Consider the following 18,765-nt stretch of genomic DNA (forward strand, 5'->3'; position numbering starts at 1 on the left):
CTCTTGGGGACGCCACTTACTAAAAGTGCTGTGTTATTAAAAGCTCGTCTGAATCGAGTCTAACTATTCAGTTGTCCTAGTGACACATTTTGTGTCCCCATCGTCTAGAGGCCTAGGACACCGCCCTTTCACGGCGGTAACAGGGGTTCGAATCCCCTTGGGGACGCCACTTATTCAAGTAGGTTATGTGTAGTGGGACGGTGAACACCGCGCAATCTATGCACGACGTTATCAAGAGTACGAATCTCTTGGGGACGCCACTTAGTTTAAGTGCTGTGTTATTAAAAGCTCGTCTGAATCGAGTCTAACTATTCAGTTGTCCTAGTGACACAGAAACTTTCTGTTTAAGCTAAGGCCATTCGCCTCGCAGGCTCGGTCTCATCTTACGCAGGAATAGCAAATCAGTGATTTGCAAACCAATTTCTGCGTCCCCATCGTCTAGAGGCCTAGGACACCGCCCTTTCACGGCGGTAACAGGGGTTCGAATCCCCTTGGGGACGCCACTTACATTAAGTAAGTTAATGTGTTGGAAAGACTATCTTTTAAATCATTTCAAATAGAACTAAGGTTTTTTGACTTAAGATTCCTTATTCTCATATATCTTTACGATATAGACTCCATATATTTATAAAACTTTAATTCCTATTGAACACTTTTACTGATCATTTTATTACTTTATAGTATTTAGCAACTCATCAGCTAACCATAAGGAAATTAAAATGTTAGCTAAACGTGTTGTACTCATACTAATTTCTTTAGTCATTACTGCTTGCTCTGACTCAAATGAGGGAGTAGCGCTAGGAACGCTTGAGCGTGAGCGTGTGATCCATCCTGCAACGACTAACGAAATACTGATTGATTTACCCGTCTCAGCAGGGCAGTTGGTCGAAAAAGGGCAGGTGATTGCAAAGTTTGATGCCGAACTACAACAAGCGATTGTTGCTAAAGCACAAGCTCAACTAGCTCAAGCCACTGCATTTCTTGAAAAAACCTTGAATGGTGCTCGCCCCGAAGAAGTTGCTTCCGCATCAGCCAAAGTAGCAGCTGCCAATGCCGCATATACGCAAAGCGAAGCTAATTTTCGCCGTGCAAAAACCTTAGTTAAAGATAAACTCGCAAGTCAAGAAACCTTAGACAGTGCTACCGCTGCACGAGATGAGACTTTTGCTAATTTAGAATCAGCAAAGCAGAACTTAAATGAGTTAACAAATGGTTCTCGGGTTGAAGATATTAATAGTGCGAAAGCGCAAGTTCAGGCGGCAGAAGCAGAACTAAAAGTACAGCAAAAATACCTCTCAGATCTGTCAATTAAAGCGATGCGCGCTGGCAGGGTCGATAATTTACCTTGGCACGTAGGTGAGCGAGTTACTAAAGGCAGCCCTGTCGTTATTATCCAAGCAAACAGCGCACCTTACGCACGCGTATATATCCCTGAACCATATCGTGCCAAGCTCAATCAGGGGATGACACTTACGGTTCGCGTCGATGGCATAGATAAAGATATTCAGGGTGAACTGACCTGGATTGCTACAGAGCCAGCGTTCACGCCTTTTTATGCCCTTAATCAGGAAGAGCGTGCGCGATTAATGTATCTTGCTGAGGTAACACTACCTGCAAGTGAAAATAATTTACCGACAGGCGTACCTGCTCAAGTGATTATGCCATGACTGAATCGGTAATCCATGCCAAAGGTTTGGTAAAACAATTTGGCGACTTAAAAGCGATTGATAACCTTGATCTAGACGTTGAGCAAGGGCAAATTTATGGCTTTTTGGGCCCTAATGGCTGTGGTAAGACGACCGCAATCCGTATGCTTACGGGGCTATTGAAGCCAACCTCAGGTGATATCAATGTGCTTGGCTTGAGTCTGCCAAAAGATGCTGAAAAGCTCAGAACACAACTCGGTTATATGACGCAAAAGTTTTCACTTTATAGTGACTTGACCGTACTTGAAAACCTAAAGTTCATGGCGGCGCTTTACCCGTTTAAAAAGCAGCAAAAACAACAAAGAATTGACGAATTGCTCCATACCTATGGCCTTGATCAAAGAGTCGATCAAATGGCCGGAAGTATGAGTGGGGGCCAACGGCAGCGCTTAGCATTGGCTGCTGCAGTGATTAATAAACCGAAAATTTTATTTCTTGATGAACCAACATCGGCTGTAGATCCACAAAATCGCCGTGACTTTTGGGAAACACTGTTTGATTTAAGTAATGCCGGTACCACGATATTAGTCACCACTCATTACATGGATGAAGCCGAGCGTTGTCATCGTTTAGCCATTTTAGAGTCTGGTATTAAACGCGCGGATGGCTCTCCAAAGCAATTAATGACAGACATGCACGCTCATGTTGTAGAAATCGCAGGGGCGCAAACCAGAGAATTAAAAAAACAACTCGCAACAATCGACCATGTTATCTCGGCAACTCAGCTAGGTGCACAGCTGCGAGTATTAGTAAAAAAAGATGTTCAAGACCCCGTTGAGTTCATAAAACAGCAATCATTCTGCCAGGATACATGGCAAGTAAATAGTGTGCGTCCAAGCCTTGAAGACGTGTTTGTTACCTGCACAGGGCAGGGCCGACAATGAGTATTGTGACTTCATTAAGCCGCATAAAAGCAATTGTAAGCAAAGAATTATTACAATTACGTCGCGATAGAATGACCTTTGCGATGGTGGTGATGATCCCCCTTATCCAACTGATTCTATTTGGTTACGCTATTAACACCAACGTTAAAGATATCCCTGTTGCAGTGGTCGATCATAGTCAAACTGCGCTCAGCCGCATTTTAGTACAAACAGTATCGGCGACAAATGTGGTTAAAGTGACTGATTATTACGACAGTATTGAACAGGCACAAACAGCAATCGCCAGTGCGAAAGTGCGGGCTGTGCTGTTTATACCCCACGATGTGGCAAACCGACTTGCTCAGCACCCAACCGTTGGTTTTGGTTTGCCTGATGGCAGTAATGAGTCGTTAGTCAGGCCAATTGCGCATTGGTTAGTTGATGGCTCCGATACAATGGTCGCGTCGAGCATAAAATCGCTGCGCAATATGCCGCTTGCAGAGCTTCTCGATAAACCTGCGAATCGAACTTACCCTACCTTTGAGACGACCTTATTTTATAACCCAGAGCAACGCTCTGCGGTGAATATTGTGCCAGGTCTAGCTGCTGTCATTTTAACCATGACGATGATTATGTTTACCTCTGCTGCCATTGTTAAAGAGCAAGAGCGAGGTAATATGGAGCTCTTAATCACCTTACCATTAAGCTCACTTGAATTAATGATTGGTAAAGTGGTGCCTTATATCTTCATTGGTTTTATTCAGTTATTTATTATATTAGGTATGGGTAAGCTATTGTTTCATATTCCTTTTGGAGGTGGTTTAGTCGCATTGGTTGTCGCAACCTTTGCCTTTATATGTGCCAGTTTAGTGCTTGGCTTAGTACTTTCGACAATCGCTAAAAACCAGCTTCAAGCAATGCAAATGACAATTTTCATTCTATTACCTTCTATTTTATTGTCAGGTTTTGTATTTCCCTATGAAGGTATGCCAAAGGCAGCGCAATGGCTTGCTGAGTGCCTGCCCGCAACGCATTACCTAAGATTAATACGCGGAATCGTGCTAAAAGATGTTAATTTAATAAGTATGAGCAGTGACTTACTTTGGCTTTTAGTTTTTACTATTTTGGGCTTGGCTGTGGCTGCATTTAGGTTTAAGAAAACCCTTGATTAGGCTGGGCAATTTAAGGCATATGTGCTTAACTAAAAAGTAATTTTAATTCATTTTGAGTAGACATTAGCGTGTGGCGAGTATTTTGGCTGGCGGTGCTATTAGTTACGTTTGATGGCTATGCAGCAACGATAAACCTAGCCCATACCATGAAGCATGAACATTTTAACCAATTGCTTAGTGAGTTTGCAGAGCAAAGCGGTTTAACGGTTAACTCTGTATTGGTTGACCAAAAGGCGCTAAAAGTCAGGCTGGTGCAAAATACCAGTACCAGCACCTCAACAGACGTTGTTATTGTACCCGCTGATCACTTAGGCCTTGATAAATATGCCAACTACAGCACCATTCCAGACTCACTCATAGCTGATACCACAGACAAGCGAACCTTAGAAACTGCAAAGTTAAACAATGAGCTCTTAGGTATACCCATCATTCAAGGGAATCACTTGCTACTTTTTTATAATAAGCAGTTTGTTAAAGAGCCAATAGAAAATTGGCAGGATATATACCAAATTCAACCAACATTGCCTGAAAAAATGAAACTCGTTACATGGAGTTTTATGGAGATGTATTGGTTTATCCCGTTCTTATCAGCTTTTAATGGCAACCTAATTGTAGATAATCAAGTTCAACTTAATACACCGGCTATGCAATCGGCTCTCAAATTTGTTTGGGGTTTAAATAAACAAAACCTGGTTGATAGGCAGTGCGATTACACTTGCTCAAATAATGCATTTAAAGCGCAGCAAGCCGCTTTCACCATTGATGGTGCATGGGCATTAAAAACTTATGAAGAGGCATTGGGTAATAATTTAGGAATACAACAATTACCGAAACTCAATGGTGAGTATATGCAGCCTTATTACTCAACCTTTGTGCTGGCATTTCCAAACCATGCTTTAAATGGCGCAAATAAAGAGAGCTTGATCAAATTTGCTAAATTGGTTCAAGCAGAAAAATTCCAAACACTGGTTTGGCAAAAGCTTCAAGATATCCCAGTTAACACTGAGGTTTTAAATAACCTTAAAGCACAACAAGGCACTGAGTTATCAACCTTAATTGATGCCATACAATTCACAAAGCCTATGCCTTCAACCGCATCTATGATCATCGTATGGGAAGTATTAAATAAAGGATTTATTCGCTATGGCAGTGGGGCCTTAACTGCTGAGCAAGCGGGGCTTTTTATGCAAGGGTTGGCAGAGCGTTCGATTGCCAATGAAGGGGATGAATGAGTAGTCCACGCTTTAGCCGCGCCTTATTTATCAGTGTATTACTACTGGTCATTATTCCCTTACTGATCCTTGCTGCTTTGATGATAGGGCGTTTCTATTTAAGCTCAATTGACCAAGCAAATACGAGTTTGCAATGGCAAGCTAGAAATAATGCAGCCAGTCTTGAACAACTCTTATTTAAGCTTGAGAAAAATAGCCAATTACTAAGTAGCACTAAGGCGATAACTGAGCTGCCAAATAAAGTGGTGTACTCACAGTTCGCGCTTGTGCAGCTACAAGAGTTTGTTGCCCAAAATCCACAAATAAAAGCCTCGATAGTAATTGATAAAAATGGGTTTATAGTTGAAGGGTATCCGATCACTTCTTTAAATTTGAATTTTAAACTCACTAAAAGCATTCTCGACAGCGCTCAAACATCAACAGAGCAAAACACAATTCAAATCATTGATAATCCACAAGTTACTGAGCTGCTAGCACCTTTACAGGCAAAACAAAATGCTTTACTGGCAATTACATCTACATTGCTACATGAGCAAGATTCTCTCAGTGAGCCAATAATTAAAACGGGCGTGTTAGTGTCTTTTGTGCCTTTATCAGAGGCGTTAAAGTGGCTTGCAATACACAATGAGCAACCGGTTTATCAAGCGGGTAAGCAGGTACAAATTACAGCACAAGATAACATTTTATATAGCGTGGGCGATGCTGGCGATAACGGCAAATTAATGGGGCAGGCCTCTATCAGTAATGTTTTTTTTGCAGGTAAGCCAACCAGTTTACAGTTCCAAATTAATGAAGCAAAAACCACCTACACCAGCGCTGTAAAGCAAACGGCTATATTGGCAGGCCTTTTAATTGTAGGACTCTCTATTATTTCATTTATCTTAGTGCGTTGGTTGACGGCACGACTCCATAACCCGCTAAATCGCATTACTGCTCTTAGTCGAGAATATGCATTAGGTAATTACAAACAAGATACCGACGATTTTCATTATCAAGAGTTTAAAGATATTGCAGATTCCCTCAGCAGCATGGCTGATACCATTGATATACAAATTACTTCATTACAATTAGAAAAACTTCGCGCTGAGCGCTCTGAGCAAGTTAAAAGCCAATTCTTAGCCAATATGAGCCATGAGATACGCACTCCGATGAATGGTATTGTGGGCTTTTTGCAGCTACTCAATAAAAGCACGCTAACACAAGAGCAAGCAGAGTTTGTAAGGCAAATTAATAACTGTAGTGATGTGTTATTAACCGTGATTAACGATATTCTCGACTTTTCAAAAATAGAGGCCAATAAAATAGAGCTCGAGTCGCGACAATGTGATTTAGTCGCGCTTTGCAAGGACCTTATCTTACTATTTAAACCGAGTTGTGATGCCAAAGGGGTTGGCTGCCGGCTTGAGGTCTCCTCATTACATTCGCTGAATGTAGAATGTGATGAAATACGTGTTAAACAAGTGCTGATTAACTTGCTCTCTAACGCCGTTAAGTTTACCAATCAAGGAGAGATAATTCTTTCGCTTACTCTGCAAAGCCGAGATGAACACCAGACAGCCGTCGTGTTATCGGTAAAAGATACAGGCATAGGTATCGCTGAAGATAAAATAACGGCCCTGTTTAATCCCTTTGTCCAAGCGCAAAATAGCACCACTCGTGAATATGGAGGGACCGGTCTTGGGCTTGCCATCAGTAAGGGGATGATTGATTTGATGGGAGGCACTATTGCTATCGACAGTGAGCTTGGCAAAGGCACCGAGTTTACCATTAATGTTAATTTTAAATCACTAAACCCACAGGATGCTAGCGCAAAAGTACTCCAATCAGATGAAGACACTCAGTTCGATTTTAAAGCCGTCGACAAGCCAATATTAATTGCCGAAGATAACCCGATTAATCAAATTGTTATCACTAAGTATTTAACTCAATTAGGTCTAAATTATGAATTGGCAGAAAACGGACAAATTGCCTGTGAGAAAACCCTAACACAAGATTACGCACTGATTTTAATGGATATCCAAATGCCGGTGATGGATGGATTAACTGCCAGCGAAAACTTACTTGCAAGGCCAGATTTTGATACGCCGATTATTGCGGTTAGTGCTAATGCTATGAAAGACGACATCGAAACAAGCGCAAAAATTGGTATCAGTGACCATATCGCAAAGCCAATTAATTTTGCTGAACTTGAAAAAGCACTCGCAAAATGGCTATCTCAGCAATCGCTGAAATAGCCGGTATGAATCAAAAAGTGGTGTTATCTTTTTTCTGAATTAACTCAATCGCATAACCGTCAGGGTCTTTAACAAATGCAATTTCAGTTGTGCCGCCTTTTACAGGACCCGGCTCACGACTCACATTACCGCCAGCAGCTTTAATGTCTTTGCAGGCTTTATAAATATCATCAAACTCGATAGCAATATGACCATATGCATTACCCAAATCATAGCTGTCTGTATCCCAGTTATAAGTAAGCTCAAGCACGGTCGAATCTTTTTCGTCACCATAACCGACAAAAGCAAGGGTGTAGCGGTACTCTTCGTTGTCTGCACGGCGCAGCTCTTTCATACCTAATACCTGCGTATAAAATTCAATTGATTTATCTAAATCAGCAACGCGAAGCATTGTGTGTAATAAGCGCATTATTAGCATCCTCTTTTTTGTCTTTAAATTCGCACAATTTCAATAACGCAGCATGGTTTAAGGCTGCGCATTAGAATTATCAAAAATGGATTATAAATTATTTCGATTGCATGCACAGTAGCATTGAGACAAAGTGTTTGATATGAAAAGGGTGATGTTATGCAGCAATAAATAGGGATTGCTGCATAACAATGAGGTATTTCAGGTTTAAACGTACGTTTAGCTTTTCACTTTACCTTTTAGTACATAAATTTCGCCATCAAAGCTCCCTTGAATTGTCAGGCCCTGACCCGCCAACTCTTTAAGATATTCGATATGCTCATTAGTGATATGTTGCCCCGGCACTAAAAGCGGGATACCAGGAGGATAAGGCGTCACTAATCCGGCACAAATTCGGTTGTTACTTTTGCTAATTGGTACAGATTCACGTTCGCCATAGAATGCATCACTAGGAATACAGGCTAAGTCTATAGCGGGTAGATTCTCTGGTAGGCGTGTGCGCCTCATTGAAGTGGCAAGTTTTACTTTACCGCTATCGAGTTTCTTCAGCGCATTGTAAAGGCGAATAATCTTTGAGCGTGTGCCGCCAAGAGTCAGTAAAACTAAAATGGTGCTGTGTGTATATTTTTCGATTTCAAGGCCAATTTCATCTAACAGGAATTTATGAATATCCTTTAATGAATACGGTAACTCACTAATATCGATAAGAATCTTCAATGGGTCGTGACCCATGTTATCGCCACTAAAATGTGGGAATATATCCATGAAATCTTGCTTATCGAGCACTTTAATATGTTTCAGTGAAGCCATTTGCTGCTTAAACTCAGCAACGTGATTCAACAGAGCATTCAGTAATTTATAACCTTCCATTTCTAATTGCTTTTGGCATACATCCAGCGAGGCAATGAGCTGATATTTTGGCGAGGTACTGGCGTAAATACTGTAGATCTCACGGAAGAAATCGGCATCGAAATCAGGGTCGTTAACATGAATATAAGACGCCTGAGAGAACGCTGAAACCACTTTATGTGCCGAATGGGTAACATAGTCTGCGCCAGCATTAATAGCTGAGTAGTGGCGTAAACTTGGATGGAAAAGCGAGTAAGCAAACCACGCTTCGTCGATAAACACTTTAATACCGTGCTGATGTGCAAATTCAACTACTTGTTTTAAATCGCTAAGCAGACCATCGTAGGTACAGCCGGTTAAAACCAGTAATTTAGCATCGCTATTTTGTTCAATCGCTTGCTTAATGTCAGCCAATGAAGGGGGCGCGAAGATACCATATTTAGGATTTAAAATACTCGATAAGTAAATAGGTAAACTAGCCGACTGCAAAATGCCGTAATGTACTGATTTATGACAGTTTCGGTCGATGATCACCTTATCGCCTTTACGCAGTAAAGTTTGCAAAATAATTTTATTTGAAGTGGATGACCCATTGGTAACAAAGTAAGTATGTTTTACTTCAAATGTCGCCGCCGCTGATTCTTGAGAGCGGCCTATAGTGTTGGTGCTGTCTGATAATGAGCCAAGCGAGTCGACAGAAACCGACAGGTCGCCAACAAACACGTTACGGCCATAAAACTGATAAAAGTCTTTAATATACGGAGAATTTCTAAAGCTAGCACCGCCACTGTGACCAGGTGTGTGCCATGAATCGTTCGATTCACCCACATAACGACGGTAGGCGGTCCAAAATGGCGTTTCTGAACGATCATCAAAGTCATTGATCATATAGCCCAAGATCGCTTCAGGGTCTGAAATGACCTCATCTTTGAAAAAGAAAGATTCAATTTCTTCTGACTCGTTAACTATTTCCAAGCCTTTCGTATCGTCACCAATAACATAAACAGGCAGCTCAAGGCGTATGCCTTTTAATTGCTCGATAAAACGGCTATAGGTGCGCTCGCCATTGTTCAGTACATCCCAACTAAGTACCACAGCTTGAATATCGCCATCTTCCTCTACATATTTCAACGCCTGCTTGAGCTCTATGCACTCAATAATGTCGATATCAACATCACTTCGCTCAAAATTAGGGATTGTTTTTTCTAGGTTCGTTGAAAGCTCTTTTAAGGTGGCAGGATCTTGTTCAATTAACAAGATACGAAGTAAAGGTAACATAGCAACTCATATAAAAAATTTCACATTACTCAACAGCATAACGAAAGGATGGAAGCTTGTGAAATGATTACGCTGATATTTTTTGTTCCGATACTGATTATACTTTTTTCGTGTTAATCGCAGATAGTTGAAATTACATGTTCTTACTGTAAAAGTAATGCTTAAGTAAAAGGTTAATTGAGCACTCAGCGATAAAGCCACTCAAGCCAGATACAGATACAGATAAAAATAAAGATAAACATGCTAGGGAGAATAAAACATGGCGTATGTTGCCAATTTCAAAATTGTAGTCATCTCTACATTGTTTGCGTTTTGTACGAACGCAGTTAATGCAGATGAAGTCTCAGATTCAAACAATAAAAAGTCGATACCCGAAGCCACTAAATTTGTGACCCAGCATAAAGGCACCTTTAATGGTACAAAGCTGAAATACAAAGCTGTAGCCGGTGAAACTTATTTGTTAAACAAAAACGAAGAGCCTAAAGCTGCTATCTTTTCGTTTGATTACATAGCCGCAGATGACAACAAGAACAGACCCGTCACATTTATCTGGAATGGTGGCCCGGGCTCATCGTCTAATTGGTTACATATGGGCGCTTATGGTCCGAAACGAGTCGTGGTACCAAGCGATGCAACGGCTCCTGGATTGGCTCCTTACGAATTAAAAGATGCGCCTGAGACGATACTTGATGTGACTGATATGGTGTTTGTGGACCCTGTTGGTACAGGTTACTCGCGCGCTTTAGGTGACACTGAGAGCAAAGCATTTTGGGGCTTGAAAGAAGATGCATCTTCTATCGCTGATTTTATTGCCCAGTGGCTAACAAAAGAAAATCGCTGGAATGCACCCGTATTTTTATTGGGAGAGAGCTATGGAACAACTCGAGCTGCTGCGGTTTCTAAAGTGCTTATGGATAAACACTTGATTAATGTAAATGGCATTATTTTTGTGTCACAAGCTTTAGACTATCAAGGTTCAAGCCCTTATGTTGATGACAACATCATTTCTTACATCACCTACATACCCACACTTGCTGCAACTGCTTGGTATCATAAAAAAGTAGACACATCAGGAAATTTTGAAGCGTTTATAGATGCGAGCCGACAATTTGCAGTTGATGAATTACTACCAGCATTATTTAAGGGTAATGCCCTTAGTAAAGCTGACAGAACGCGAATTGTTGACGGTCTTCACCGTTATACAGGGCTAAGCAAACAATATATTGAGCAGGTTGATTTACGCATTAACGCTTTTAGATTCGCTAAAGAGTTATTGCGTGATGAGGGTGTCGCAGTAGGCTTCCTTGATGGACGTTATAAGCTTGATGAAAGAGACGATTTAACTGCGGCTCCTAAACAAGATGCGTCAAAAGTGATAGGACCGGCATATAAAGCGGCACTGATGAAATACATGCGTACAGATTTAAACGTACAGTGGAAAAGAAAATACTTAAACCCAGGTGACCCTGAGCTATCAGATAACTGGCGCTGGCGCACAGCGCCTGATGGACAAGGCTGGGAGCCAACCTACGTCAATACTGCGCCGGATTTATCTTACGTGCTTCGCAGTAATCCACAAATGAAAGTGATGGTTGCCTCAGGGTATTACGATATTGTCACGCCATTTTTTGATGCAGAATACACCTTAAACAGACACGGTATATACGCTGATAAAATTGACTATCATTATTATCATGGTGGTCACATGATGTATGTTCACGAACCAGCAAGAGTGGCGCTGTTAAGAGATACGCGAGAGTTTATTAAAAAGCAGGTGAGCCAAAACCAGCGATAATGGCTAGGCTTATTGTGCCAAACCTTGTGTTTGGCACAATCTGCAAAATGAACTTACTGAGGTGATAGAAAAAGGTGAGCAACATCACCTTAAAATTGTTTGTCTTAGAGTAGACTTTAACTACTCAGTCTTTTCTTTAAACTCACACAAGTCTTCGATAATACAGCTGCCGCACTTAGGTTTACGAGCAGTACACACATAGCGACCGTGCAGGATTAACCAGTGGTGTACATCGACTTTAAATTCTTTAGGTACCACTTTTTCTAATTTTTGTTCTACAGCAACTACATCTTTACCCATAGCAAACTTAGTGCGGTTAGATACGCGGAAAATATGCGTATCAACAGCAATAGTCGGCCAGCCAAAGGCACAGTTTAAAACAACATTTGCAGTCTTTCTGCCAACACCCGGTAATGCTTCAAGTGCTTCACGATTCTCTGGTACTTCTGAGTTATGTTTATTGACCAGAATCTCACACATTTTATAGACATTGTTGGCTTTAGAATTAAACAAACCAATGGTCTTGATGTAATCACGAAGGCCTTCAAGGCCTAAATCAAGAATCGCTTGAGGCGTGTTAGCAACAGGGAATAACTTACGGGTTGCCTTATTAACACCCACATCTGTTGCCTGTGCTGATAAGGTAACCGCAACTAATAACTCAAACGGGCTTGAGTATTCAAGCTCTGTTTCTGGGTGCGGGTTTTGCTCACGTAGACGAGATAAGATCTCATAGCGTTTTTCTTTATTCATGGTGGCGTAAAGCACGCAGTGACGGTGCGTGCTCTCCTTTAAGTTAAACTTGTTACTCGGGCTCTTGGGCCTTTTTCTACTTCTGGAGTAACAACTTGCTTAGATTTTATTTGTGTATCAATGACATTTTTTGCAGCAATCAGTAAACCAAGTCCTAAAAAGGCACCCGGTGGTAAGATAGCTAATAAAAATTGGTTATCAAAACTAAATACTTCAATTCGAAGTGCAGCAGCCCATGGCCCTAATAATAAATCAGCACCATCAAACAGCGTACCTTGACCAATAAGTTCACGCATTGCCCCTAGCACCACTAAAACTAACATAAAGCCAAGTCCCATCATCAGTCCGTCAAAGGCTGAAAGTGGCACGGTATTTTTAGAGGCGAATGCTTCTGCGCGACCGATAATGGCACAGTTGGTAACAATCAGTGGAATAAAAATCCCCAATGATTGATAAAGCCCAAATGTATAGGCATTCATCATTAGCTGCACGATGGTTACAAAGCCTGCGATGATCATCACAAAAACAGGAATACGAATATCTTTAGGCACCCAGTTACGCACAATCGATACGGTGACGTTAGAACCAACCAGTACTAATAACGTTGCTAAACCTAGGCCTAATGCATTGGTAATCGTAGAAGTAACGGCAAGTAGCGGGCATAAGCCTAATAACTGCACAAGGGCAGGGTTATTAGCCCACATACCATCTTTAAATAAGGTTTTAACTTGGCTCATTACTTGGCTCCTTGACAGGTGTTTGGTGCAGCAAACAGATTATCAAATTCAGCTTGGGCAAACAGCACAGCTTGTTTTACTGAGCCGACAACGGCACGCGGTGTAATGGTTGCACCTGTAAATTGATCAAATTGGCCACCATCTTTTTTAACAGCCCAGCGGCTGTCATCTTCAGAAAGTACACTTTGGCCTTTGAAAAGGGTGATCCAGTCTGATTTTTTGACCTCAACTTTATCGCCAAGGCCCGGTGTTTCTTCGTGCTTAGTGACACGAACACCCGCTATTTCACCATTGGCAAAAACCGCCGTTAATAAGTTGATATCGCCGCTATAACCACTTGGTGTTACATGGCGCATTACTAAAGCATACGGCTTATTATCTTTGTAGGCGCGGTAGATTATTTGCTCTGGACGTGGCCCAAGGCGCTCATCGGTGATCACGACACAATCTTTGTATAGTTGATTGTCATAATGATGGGCATCAAGTACTTGTTGCAGCTGCTCTGCAAGTTGTTGCTTTTCTTGCTCTTCAATACGCTCAGCAGTCAGGCTATGAGTCAGGGCCACAGTGCCTGTGGTAATGAGCGCAAATGCAGTAAGAATAGCGCCGTTTTTAGTCATTGAGGAAAGGATCATTATTTCACCCCATGGCCGTAAGTACGTGGTTGCGTGTAGTAATCAATTAAAGGCACCGCCATATTTAACAGCAATACACTAAATGCCACTGCATCAGGGTAACCACCGAAAGTACGAATTAAGTAAACAAGTAGACCAATTAACGCGCCGTAAATTAAACGACCTCTATTTGTGGTAGATGCAGAAACAGGATCGGTAGCAATAAAGAATGCCCCTAACATGGTCGCACCACTGAATAAGTGAAATACCACGCCCGGCTCTGTGCCCGGGGCTGCAATATAACCAATACCACTGCACACGGCTAATGAGGCTAAAAAGCTAACAGGGATATGCCAATTAATGATGTTAGCCTTTAATAAATAAAGCCCACCCACTAAAAAGCCGAGGTTAACCCAGCCCCAGCCAAGACCAAACCAGTCATTAAAAAGAGGTTTACTCATACTCTCAGCCACCGTTAGGTGATGGGCGACATCCGTTTTAACGGTATCAAGCGGTGTTGCCATGGTTGTGCCATCAATCGCTACACGTAACTGATCGACACTAAATCCAGCGCTGGTAAAGCCATTGAAAATAACAGACAGCTGTTGTGAGAAGCTGATCGGAGATGCAAGTAAATCACTAACAGGTAACCAGCTGGTCATTTGCACCGGAAACGATACAAGTAGTAATACATAAGCTGCCATAGCAGGGTTAAATAAATTAAAGCCAAGGCCGCCATAAAGCTGTTTTACAATAACAATTGCGAACATACAGCCAATTACAATGATCCACCAAGGCGCTAAAGGCGGAATACTCAACGCCAGTAATACGCCCGTTAACCATGCACTGCCATCACTAAGTGTTGGCCAAACTTTGCGTTTACGAAGCAGTAAAACAGCGGCTTCACAGGCGCTAACTGTAATTAGCGCGAGAACAAGCTGAATTAACACAGCGCTACCAAAGAAGAAAACTTGCGCGATTAAGCCTGGAATACACGCAGCAATCACTGTCATCATTAATCGGCTTAATGATTTATGGCTATGATTATGCGGCGAACTCGCCATGGTTAGTTTCATGACTTATCGTTTCCTTCTTGTTGTAACTTTTTCGCTTTAGCTCTTGCAATGGCACGTGCGACCGCTGCTTTTTTCTTATCTTCGCTAGACTCAGGTTCATCAACCTGCGGTTTAGAATCATCCGTATCGCTTGAATCATCAAGTTGTTCTGATGATTCGACACTCTGCGCTTGCTCTTTAGCGGCTTTTTTCGCTTTGGCGCGAGCGATAGCGGCAGCAACGGCAGCTTTTTTCTTATCTTCGCTAGATTCAGGAGCATCAGACTGCGGCTTGGCATCAGCCTCATCATTTGAATCATTTATTTGCTCTGAAGAATCGTCACTCTGTGCTTGCTCTTTAGCGGCTTTTTTTGCTTTGGCGCGAGCGATAGCGGCAGCAACGGCAGCTTTTTTGTCATCAACTGGCGCGCTATCTTCTTCAGCTTCAGTTTGATTCTCAGCAGCTTGTGCTGCTTTTTTCGCTTTAGCACGGGCGATAGCAGCTGCAACAGCAGCTTTTTTGTCATCAACTGGTGCGTTATCTGCTTCAGCTGTAGTTTTATTTTCAGCAGCTTGCGCCGCTTTTTTCGCTTTAGCACGCGCGATTGCAGCAGCAACAGCAGCTTTTTTGTCATCGACCGGTGCGCTATCTTCTTTAGCTTCAGTTTGATTCTCAGCAGCTTGCGCTGCTTTTTTCGCTTTAGCACGCGCGATAGCAGCTGCAACAGCGGCTTTTTTATCATCAACTGGCGCGCTATCTTCTTCAGCTTCAGTTTGACTCTCAGTAGCCTGTGCCGCTTTTTTCGCTTTAGCACGGGCGATAGCGGCAGCAACAGCGGCTTTTTTGTCATCAACTGGTGCTGCTTCTTCAGCTTCAGCTTGACTCTCAGTAGCCTGTGCCGCTTTTTTCGCTTTAGCACGGGCAATAGCGGCAGCAACCGCAGACTTTTTATCGTCTTTATCGACGCTTTCTTCACCTTGCTCTAGTGCTTTTTGCTCTTTGTATTTACGTGCCTGTTCTTTACGCGCTGCACGTTCTTTAGCTACTTCAGAGTTATCAGGCTCAAGCTCTGCACCTTGCTTTTTCGCTTTTGCACGGGCAATAGCTGCGGCTACGGCTGATTTGCTGTCTGTATCATCAGATTTAGCTTTAACTCGGGCGAGTGCATCGGCCACTTTTTGTTTTTCGTCATCTGACTTAGCAGCCGGCTTACGTTTGTGGCGTTTTTGACGCTCTTCTTGTTCGCGCTCTAAGCGCTCTTTACGTGCTTCAAAACGCTCTTTTGCTCGCTCTGCTTTGATTTGCTCTGCTTGCTGCTCTTTAATTTCGGCTTTGGCAACGCGATAGTACTGTACCAAGGGGATTTCACTTGGGCATACATAAGCACAGGCACCGCATTCAATACAATCGAATAAGTTGTGCTCGTTGAGTTTGTCGTATTCTTTTGACTTAGCGAACCATTGTAATTGCTGAGGTAACAATGAAGCAGGGCAGGCGTCAGCACAGGCGCTACAACGAATACAGGCTTTTTCATCACCCGGCTCAGCAAGTTCTTGGTGATCTGGCGCTAAAATACAGTTCGTTGTTTTAACCACACCAATGCGCACGGTAGGTAGAGTAAAGCCCATCATTGGACCGCCCATGACCACACGTTGTTGTGGAACCGGTGAAAAGCCTTGGCAGTCTAATAAATGTTTAATTTCGGTGCCTAGTAAAGCCCACACATTACCTTGTTTGTGAATGGTGTTACCGGTTACCGTTACTACACGCTCTATAAGAGGTTTACCTTCATATACGGCTTGATTTACCGCAAACAAGGTACCGACATTTTGCACCAGCATACCAATATCGGCAGGAATACTGCCACTTGGGACTTCTTTGCCCGTTAGCAGTTTAATTAGCTGTTTTTCACCGCCAGAAGGGTAAATCGTTGGTACTGTTTGCACTATGATGCTGTCGTTATGTTGTGCAGCTTGTTTCATGGCTGCAATGGCATCGGGTTTATTATCTTCAATACCAATAATTGTCAGCTGTGGACTTAACAGCTGCTGCATTAATTCAATACCGGCAACTATGCCATCGGCATGTTCGCGCATTAGCATGTCATCAGCGGTAATATAAGGCTCACACTCAACGGCATTAACAATTAAAAACTCAATGGCTTTACGTGTATCTGCTTTTACATAGGTTGGGAAACCTGCGCCGCCCATACCGGCAATACCGCTTTGATGAATAACATCAACAAGTTCATCATGCGACAGTGCTTTGGCATCAGTCACAGGGTTAAGCTCGCACCAGTTATCCTCACCATCGGGTTCAATAATAACGCTAAGCTCAGGCAACGCTGATGGATGAGCTGACGGCATTGGACAAATATCGCTGATCAGCCCAGATGTTGGCGCGTGCACAGGCACAGACCAATTGCCGCTTGGTTTAGTTAATGCTTGACCTTTAAGAACCTGCTGGCCTTTTTCAACAATCAGCTTACCGTTAGCACCAATGTGTTGTTTTAGTGATACAACAAGTTTGTCTGGTAGCGGCAGTCTTGCAATGGCTTGCGTTGTTGATTGTTGTTTTTGACCCGGTGGGTGAATACCACCAGGAAATGGCCACACTTTACCTTGTTTAATTTGATCTATTAGCTTTTCCATCTGTGCTCCTAATCTACCTGAGTCACAGGGATTGCGTTTAATTGCCATTTCCAGGTTTGTTTGGTTTCTTTAACAGGCAGCATATCAATACAGTCTACAGGGCATGGTTCAACACATAAGTCACAACCGGTACATTCATCGATTAATACAGTGTGCATTTGGCGGGTTGCGCCGACAATGGCATCAACAGGGCAGGCTTGAATACATTTAGTACAGCCAATACATTCATCTTCTCGAATATAGGCAACTGTTTTAATTGGCTCTGCTTGCTCACCGCCAGCCAGCGGTTTTGCCTCAACACCCATTAAATCAGCGAGTTTTTTTACCGTGGCTTCGCCGCCTGGTGGGCACTTATTGATTTCGTCACCATTGGCAATCGCTTCTGCATAGGGACGACAACCAGGGTAGCCACATTGGCCACACTGTGTTTGCGGTAAAATGGTATCAATTTGGTCAACAATAGGGTTGCTCTCAACGCGAAAACGCACGGCAGCAAAACCTAAAATTAAACCAAATATAAGCGCTAATGAACCTAACGCTATCAAAGCATAAAACAAGGTCATATTAAAACTTCACTAATCCTGTAAAACCCATAAAGGCCATCGACATAAGGCCTGCGGTGATCATCGCAATTGAAGCACCCTTAAAAGGAGCAGGGACATCAGCCGCGGCTAAGCGCTCACGTAATGCGGCAAACAGTATTAACACCATAGAGAAGCCGACAGCGGCACCAAAGCCGTATACAGCAGATTGTAAAAATGAGTGGTCTTCTTTGATATTAAGTAGGGCAACACCTAATACCGCACAGTTGGTGGTGATAAGCGGTAAGAAAATCCCTAATAAGCGATAAAGTGTCGGGCTGGTTTTTCTCACCACCATTTCGGTAAATTGCACGACAACAGCAATCACTAAAATAAAGCTCATGGTACGTAAAAACGCGATATCCAGCGGGATCAAAATATAATGATTCACCAGATAACTGGTCACGGAGGCAAGTGTAAGTACAAAGGTTGTGGCTAAAGACATACCAATCGCGGTATCTAACTTACCCGATACACCCATAAAAGGGCATAAACCTAAGAATTGAACTAAAACGAAGTTGTTGACTAGCACAGTGCCAATCAATAACAAGACATACTCTGTCATGCGTGCCTCACGAGAATAAAAACGGCTCTATTATCCTTTTTTATGGGGGCTGACACAACACATGAGGGACGAATAGCTAAAATTAACAAAGCTGTTTACGATTAAAGTGTTAAAGCAAAGTTAATATACCCAAACCACCTCAAGATGCGAGTTTCAGTTGGAATTAAAAGCGATTTAGGCAAGGCATTGATTGCAAATAATAGTGGTTCTATTGTTAAAATCAATAACGCAGTATAAATCGCTTTTAAACCAACCCTTTGGGCGTTTCACA

The 18,765-nt window shown here is 42.5% G+C and carries 15 protein-coding genes and 2 tRNA genes; 8 read left to right on the forward strand and 9 right to left on the reverse strand.

From position 1 onward, the window contains the following. The first annotated feature begins 93 nt into the window (after positions 1–93). From CWC28_RS19690 to CWC28_RS19720, 7 genes are all read left to right on the forward strand, one after another. Positions 94–169: transfer RNA gene (locus CWC28_RS19690), tRNA-Glu, on the forward strand. A gap of 258 nt (positions 170–427) precedes the next feature. Beyond that, a tRNA-Glu gene (locus CWC28_RS19695) sits at positions 428–503 on the forward strand. A gap of 216 nt (positions 504–719) precedes the next feature. Then, positions 720–1,667 carry an HlyD family secretion protein gene (locus CWC28_RS19700; RefSeq protein WP_063707014.1) on the forward strand — a complete coding sequence of 316 codons (948 nt, stop codon included), beginning with the start codon at positions 720–722 and terminating at the stop codon, positions 1,665–1,667. Next, positions 1,664–2,590 (forward strand): ABC transporter ATP-binding protein, encoded by a 927-nt coding sequence (locus CWC28_RS19705; protein ID WP_062567026.1) that lies wholly within the window; start codon positions 1,664–1,666, stop codon positions 2,588–2,590. The genes CWC28_RS19700 and CWC28_RS19705 overlap by 4 nt, the downstream gene beginning before the upstream one ends. A 2-nt stretch (positions 2,591–2,592) precedes the next feature. Beyond that, complete coding sequence (locus tag CWC28_RS19710) at positions 2,593–3,741, forward strand: ABC transporter permease (RefSeq protein ID WP_105181625.1); 1,149 nt, start codon at positions 2,593–2,595, stop codon at positions 3,739–3,741. A gap of 68 nt (positions 3,742–3,809) precedes the next feature. Continuing rightward, a complete protein-coding gene (locus CWC28_RS19715; protein WP_138625638.1) occupies positions 3,810–4,973 on the forward strand; it encodes a sugar ABC transporter substrate-binding protein in 1,164 nt (387 codons plus the stop codon). Next, a complete protein-coding gene (locus tag CWC28_RS19720; RefSeq protein ID WP_063707026.1) occupies positions 4,970–7,207 on the forward strand; it encodes an ATP-binding protein in 2,238 nt (745 codons plus the stop codon). Before CWC28_RS19715 ends, CWC28_RS19720 begins: the two co-directional genes overlap by 4 nt. A gap of 10 nt (positions 7,208–7,217) precedes the next feature. Here CWC28_RS19720 and gloA read toward each other — a convergent pair whose 3' ends face one another. Together gloA and CWC28_RS19730 are read right to left on the reverse strand one after the other, a co-directional pair. After that, entirely contained in the window at positions 7,218–7,616 is a 399-nt protein-coding gene (gene gloA / locus CWC28_RS19725) for a lactoylglutathione lyase (RefSeq protein WP_063707028.1), read from the reverse strand. Between the two features lie 219 nt (positions 7,617–7,835). Beyond that, on the reverse strand, positions 7,836–9,743 hold the full coding sequence (locus tag CWC28_RS19730; protein WP_054553700.1) for an aminotransferase class V-fold PLP-dependent enzyme: 1,908 nt from the start codon (positions 9,741–9,743) through the stop codon (positions 7,836–7,838). Between the two features lie 259 nt (positions 9,744–10,002). Between CWC28_RS19730 and CWC28_RS19735 the strand changes: the two genes are divergently transcribed. Continuing rightward, on the forward strand, positions 10,003–11,538 hold the full coding sequence (locus CWC28_RS19735) for a S10 family peptidase (protein WP_105175133.1): 1,536 nt from the start codon (positions 10,003–10,005) through the stop codon (positions 11,536–11,538). A gap of 120 nt (positions 11,539–11,658) precedes the next feature. Here the strand turns inward: CWC28_RS19735 and nth are convergent, their stop codons facing one another. From nth to rsxA, 7 genes are read right to left on the reverse strand one after another with little or no spacing between them, the layout of a single operon-like run. Next, complete coding sequence (gene nth / locus CWC28_RS19740; protein ID WP_054553695.1) at positions 11,659–12,291, reverse strand: endonuclease III; 633 nt, start codon at positions 12,289–12,291, stop codon at positions 11,659–11,661. Between the two features lie 38 nt (positions 12,292–12,329). Continuing rightward, the gene (locus tag CWC28_RS19745) at positions 12,330–13,028 is read right to left on the reverse strand and encodes an electron transport complex subunit E (RefSeq protein WP_105175132.1); all 699 of its coding nucleotides are present in this window, start codon (positions 13,026–13,028) and stop codon (positions 12,330–12,332) included. Further along, the gene (gene rsxG, locus CWC28_RS19750) at positions 13,028–13,663 is read right to left on the reverse strand and encodes an electron transport complex subunit RsxG (protein WP_063707037.1); all 636 of its coding nucleotides are present in this window, start codon (positions 13,661–13,663) and stop codon (positions 13,028–13,030) included. The genes CWC28_RS19745 and rsxG overlap by 1 nt, the downstream gene beginning before the upstream one ends. Next, the gene (rsxD, locus tag CWC28_RS19755; RefSeq protein WP_138625639.1) at positions 13,663–14,718 is read right to left on the reverse strand and encodes an electron transport complex subunit RsxD; all 1,056 of its coding nucleotides are present in this window, start codon (positions 14,716–14,718) and stop codon (positions 13,663–13,665) included. The genes rsxG and rsxD overlap by 1 nt, the downstream gene beginning before the upstream one ends. Beyond that, positions 14,715–17,348: an electron transport complex subunit RsxC gene (gene rsxC, locus CWC28_RS19760; protein WP_138625640.1), complete on the reverse strand. Its 2,634-nt coding sequence runs from the start codon at positions 17,346–17,348 to the stop codon at positions 14,715–14,717. Before rsxC ends, rsxD begins: the two co-directional genes overlap by 4 nt. 8 nt (positions 17,349–17,356) lie before the next feature. Further along, positions 17,357–17,911, reverse strand: coding sequence for an electron transport complex subunit RsxB (gene rsxB / locus CWC28_RS19765; protein WP_063707044.1), 555 nt, complete (start codon positions 17,909–17,911; stop codon positions 17,357–17,359). A 1-nt stretch (position 17,912) separates the two neighbouring features. Next, entirely contained in the window at positions 17,913–18,494 is a 582-nt protein-coding gene (gene rsxA / locus CWC28_RS19770; RefSeq protein ID WP_063707046.1) for an electron transport complex subunit RsxA, read from the reverse strand. Positions 18,495–18,765 lie beyond the last annotated feature (271 nt).

Origin of the sequence: Pseudoalteromonas sp. S4492 (assembly GCF_005886115.1) — a bacterium.
Lineage (GTDB): Bacteria > Pseudomonadota > Gammaproteobacteria > Enterobacterales > Alteromonadaceae > Pseudoalteromonas > Pseudoalteromonas gelatinilytica.

Bases quoted from the DNA above. Each gene is read 5' to 3' on its own strand.
- CWC28_RS19720 (WP_063707026.1), top strand. From the start codon at position 4,970: ATGAGTAGTCCACGCTTTAGCCGCGCCTTATTTATCAGTGTATTACTA.
- rsxC (WP_138625640.1), bottom strand. From the start codon at position 17,348: ATGGAAAAGCTAATAGATCAAATTAAACAAGGTAAAGTGTGGCCATTT.
- rsxA (WP_063707046.1), bottom strand. From the start codon at position 18,494: ATGACAGAGTATGTCTTGTTATTGATTGGCACTGTGCTAGTCAACAAC.
- rsxD (WP_138625639.1), bottom strand. From the start codon at position 14,718: ATGAAACTAACCATGGCGAGTTCGCCGCATAATCATAGCCATAAATCA.
- CWC28_RS19705 (WP_062567026.1), top strand. From the start codon at position 1,664: ATGACTGAATCGGTAATCCATGCCAAAGGTTTGGTAAAACAATTTGGC.
- CWC28_RS19735 (WP_105175133.1), top strand. From the start codon at position 10,003: ATGGCGTATGTTGCCAATTTCAAAATTGTAGTCATCTCTACATTGTTT.
- nth (WP_054553695.1), bottom strand. From the start codon at position 12,291: ATGAATAAAGAAAAACGCTATGAGATCTTATCTCGTCTACGTGAGCAA.
- CWC28_RS19700 (WP_063707014.1), top strand. From the start codon at position 720: ATGTTAGCTAAACGTGTTGTACTCATACTAATTTCTTTAGTCATTACT.
- rsxB (WP_063707044.1), bottom strand. From the start codon at position 17,911: ATGACCTTGTTTTATGCTTTGATAGCGTTAGGTTCATTAGCGCTTATA.
- CWC28_RS19730 (WP_054553700.1), bottom strand. From the start codon at position 9,743: ATGTTACCTTTACTTCGTATCTTGTTAATTGAACAAGATCCTGCCACC.
- gloA (WP_063707028.1), bottom strand. From the start codon at position 7,616: ATGCGCTTATTACACACAATGCTTCGCGTTGCTGATTTAGATAAATCA.
- rsxG (WP_063707037.1), bottom strand. From the start codon at position 13,663: ATGATCCTTTCCTCAATGACTAAAAACGGCGCTATTCTTACTGCATTT.
- CWC28_RS19745 (WP_105175132.1), bottom strand. From the start codon at position 13,028: ATGAGCCAAGTTAAAACCTTATTTAAAGATGGTATGTGGGCTAATAAC.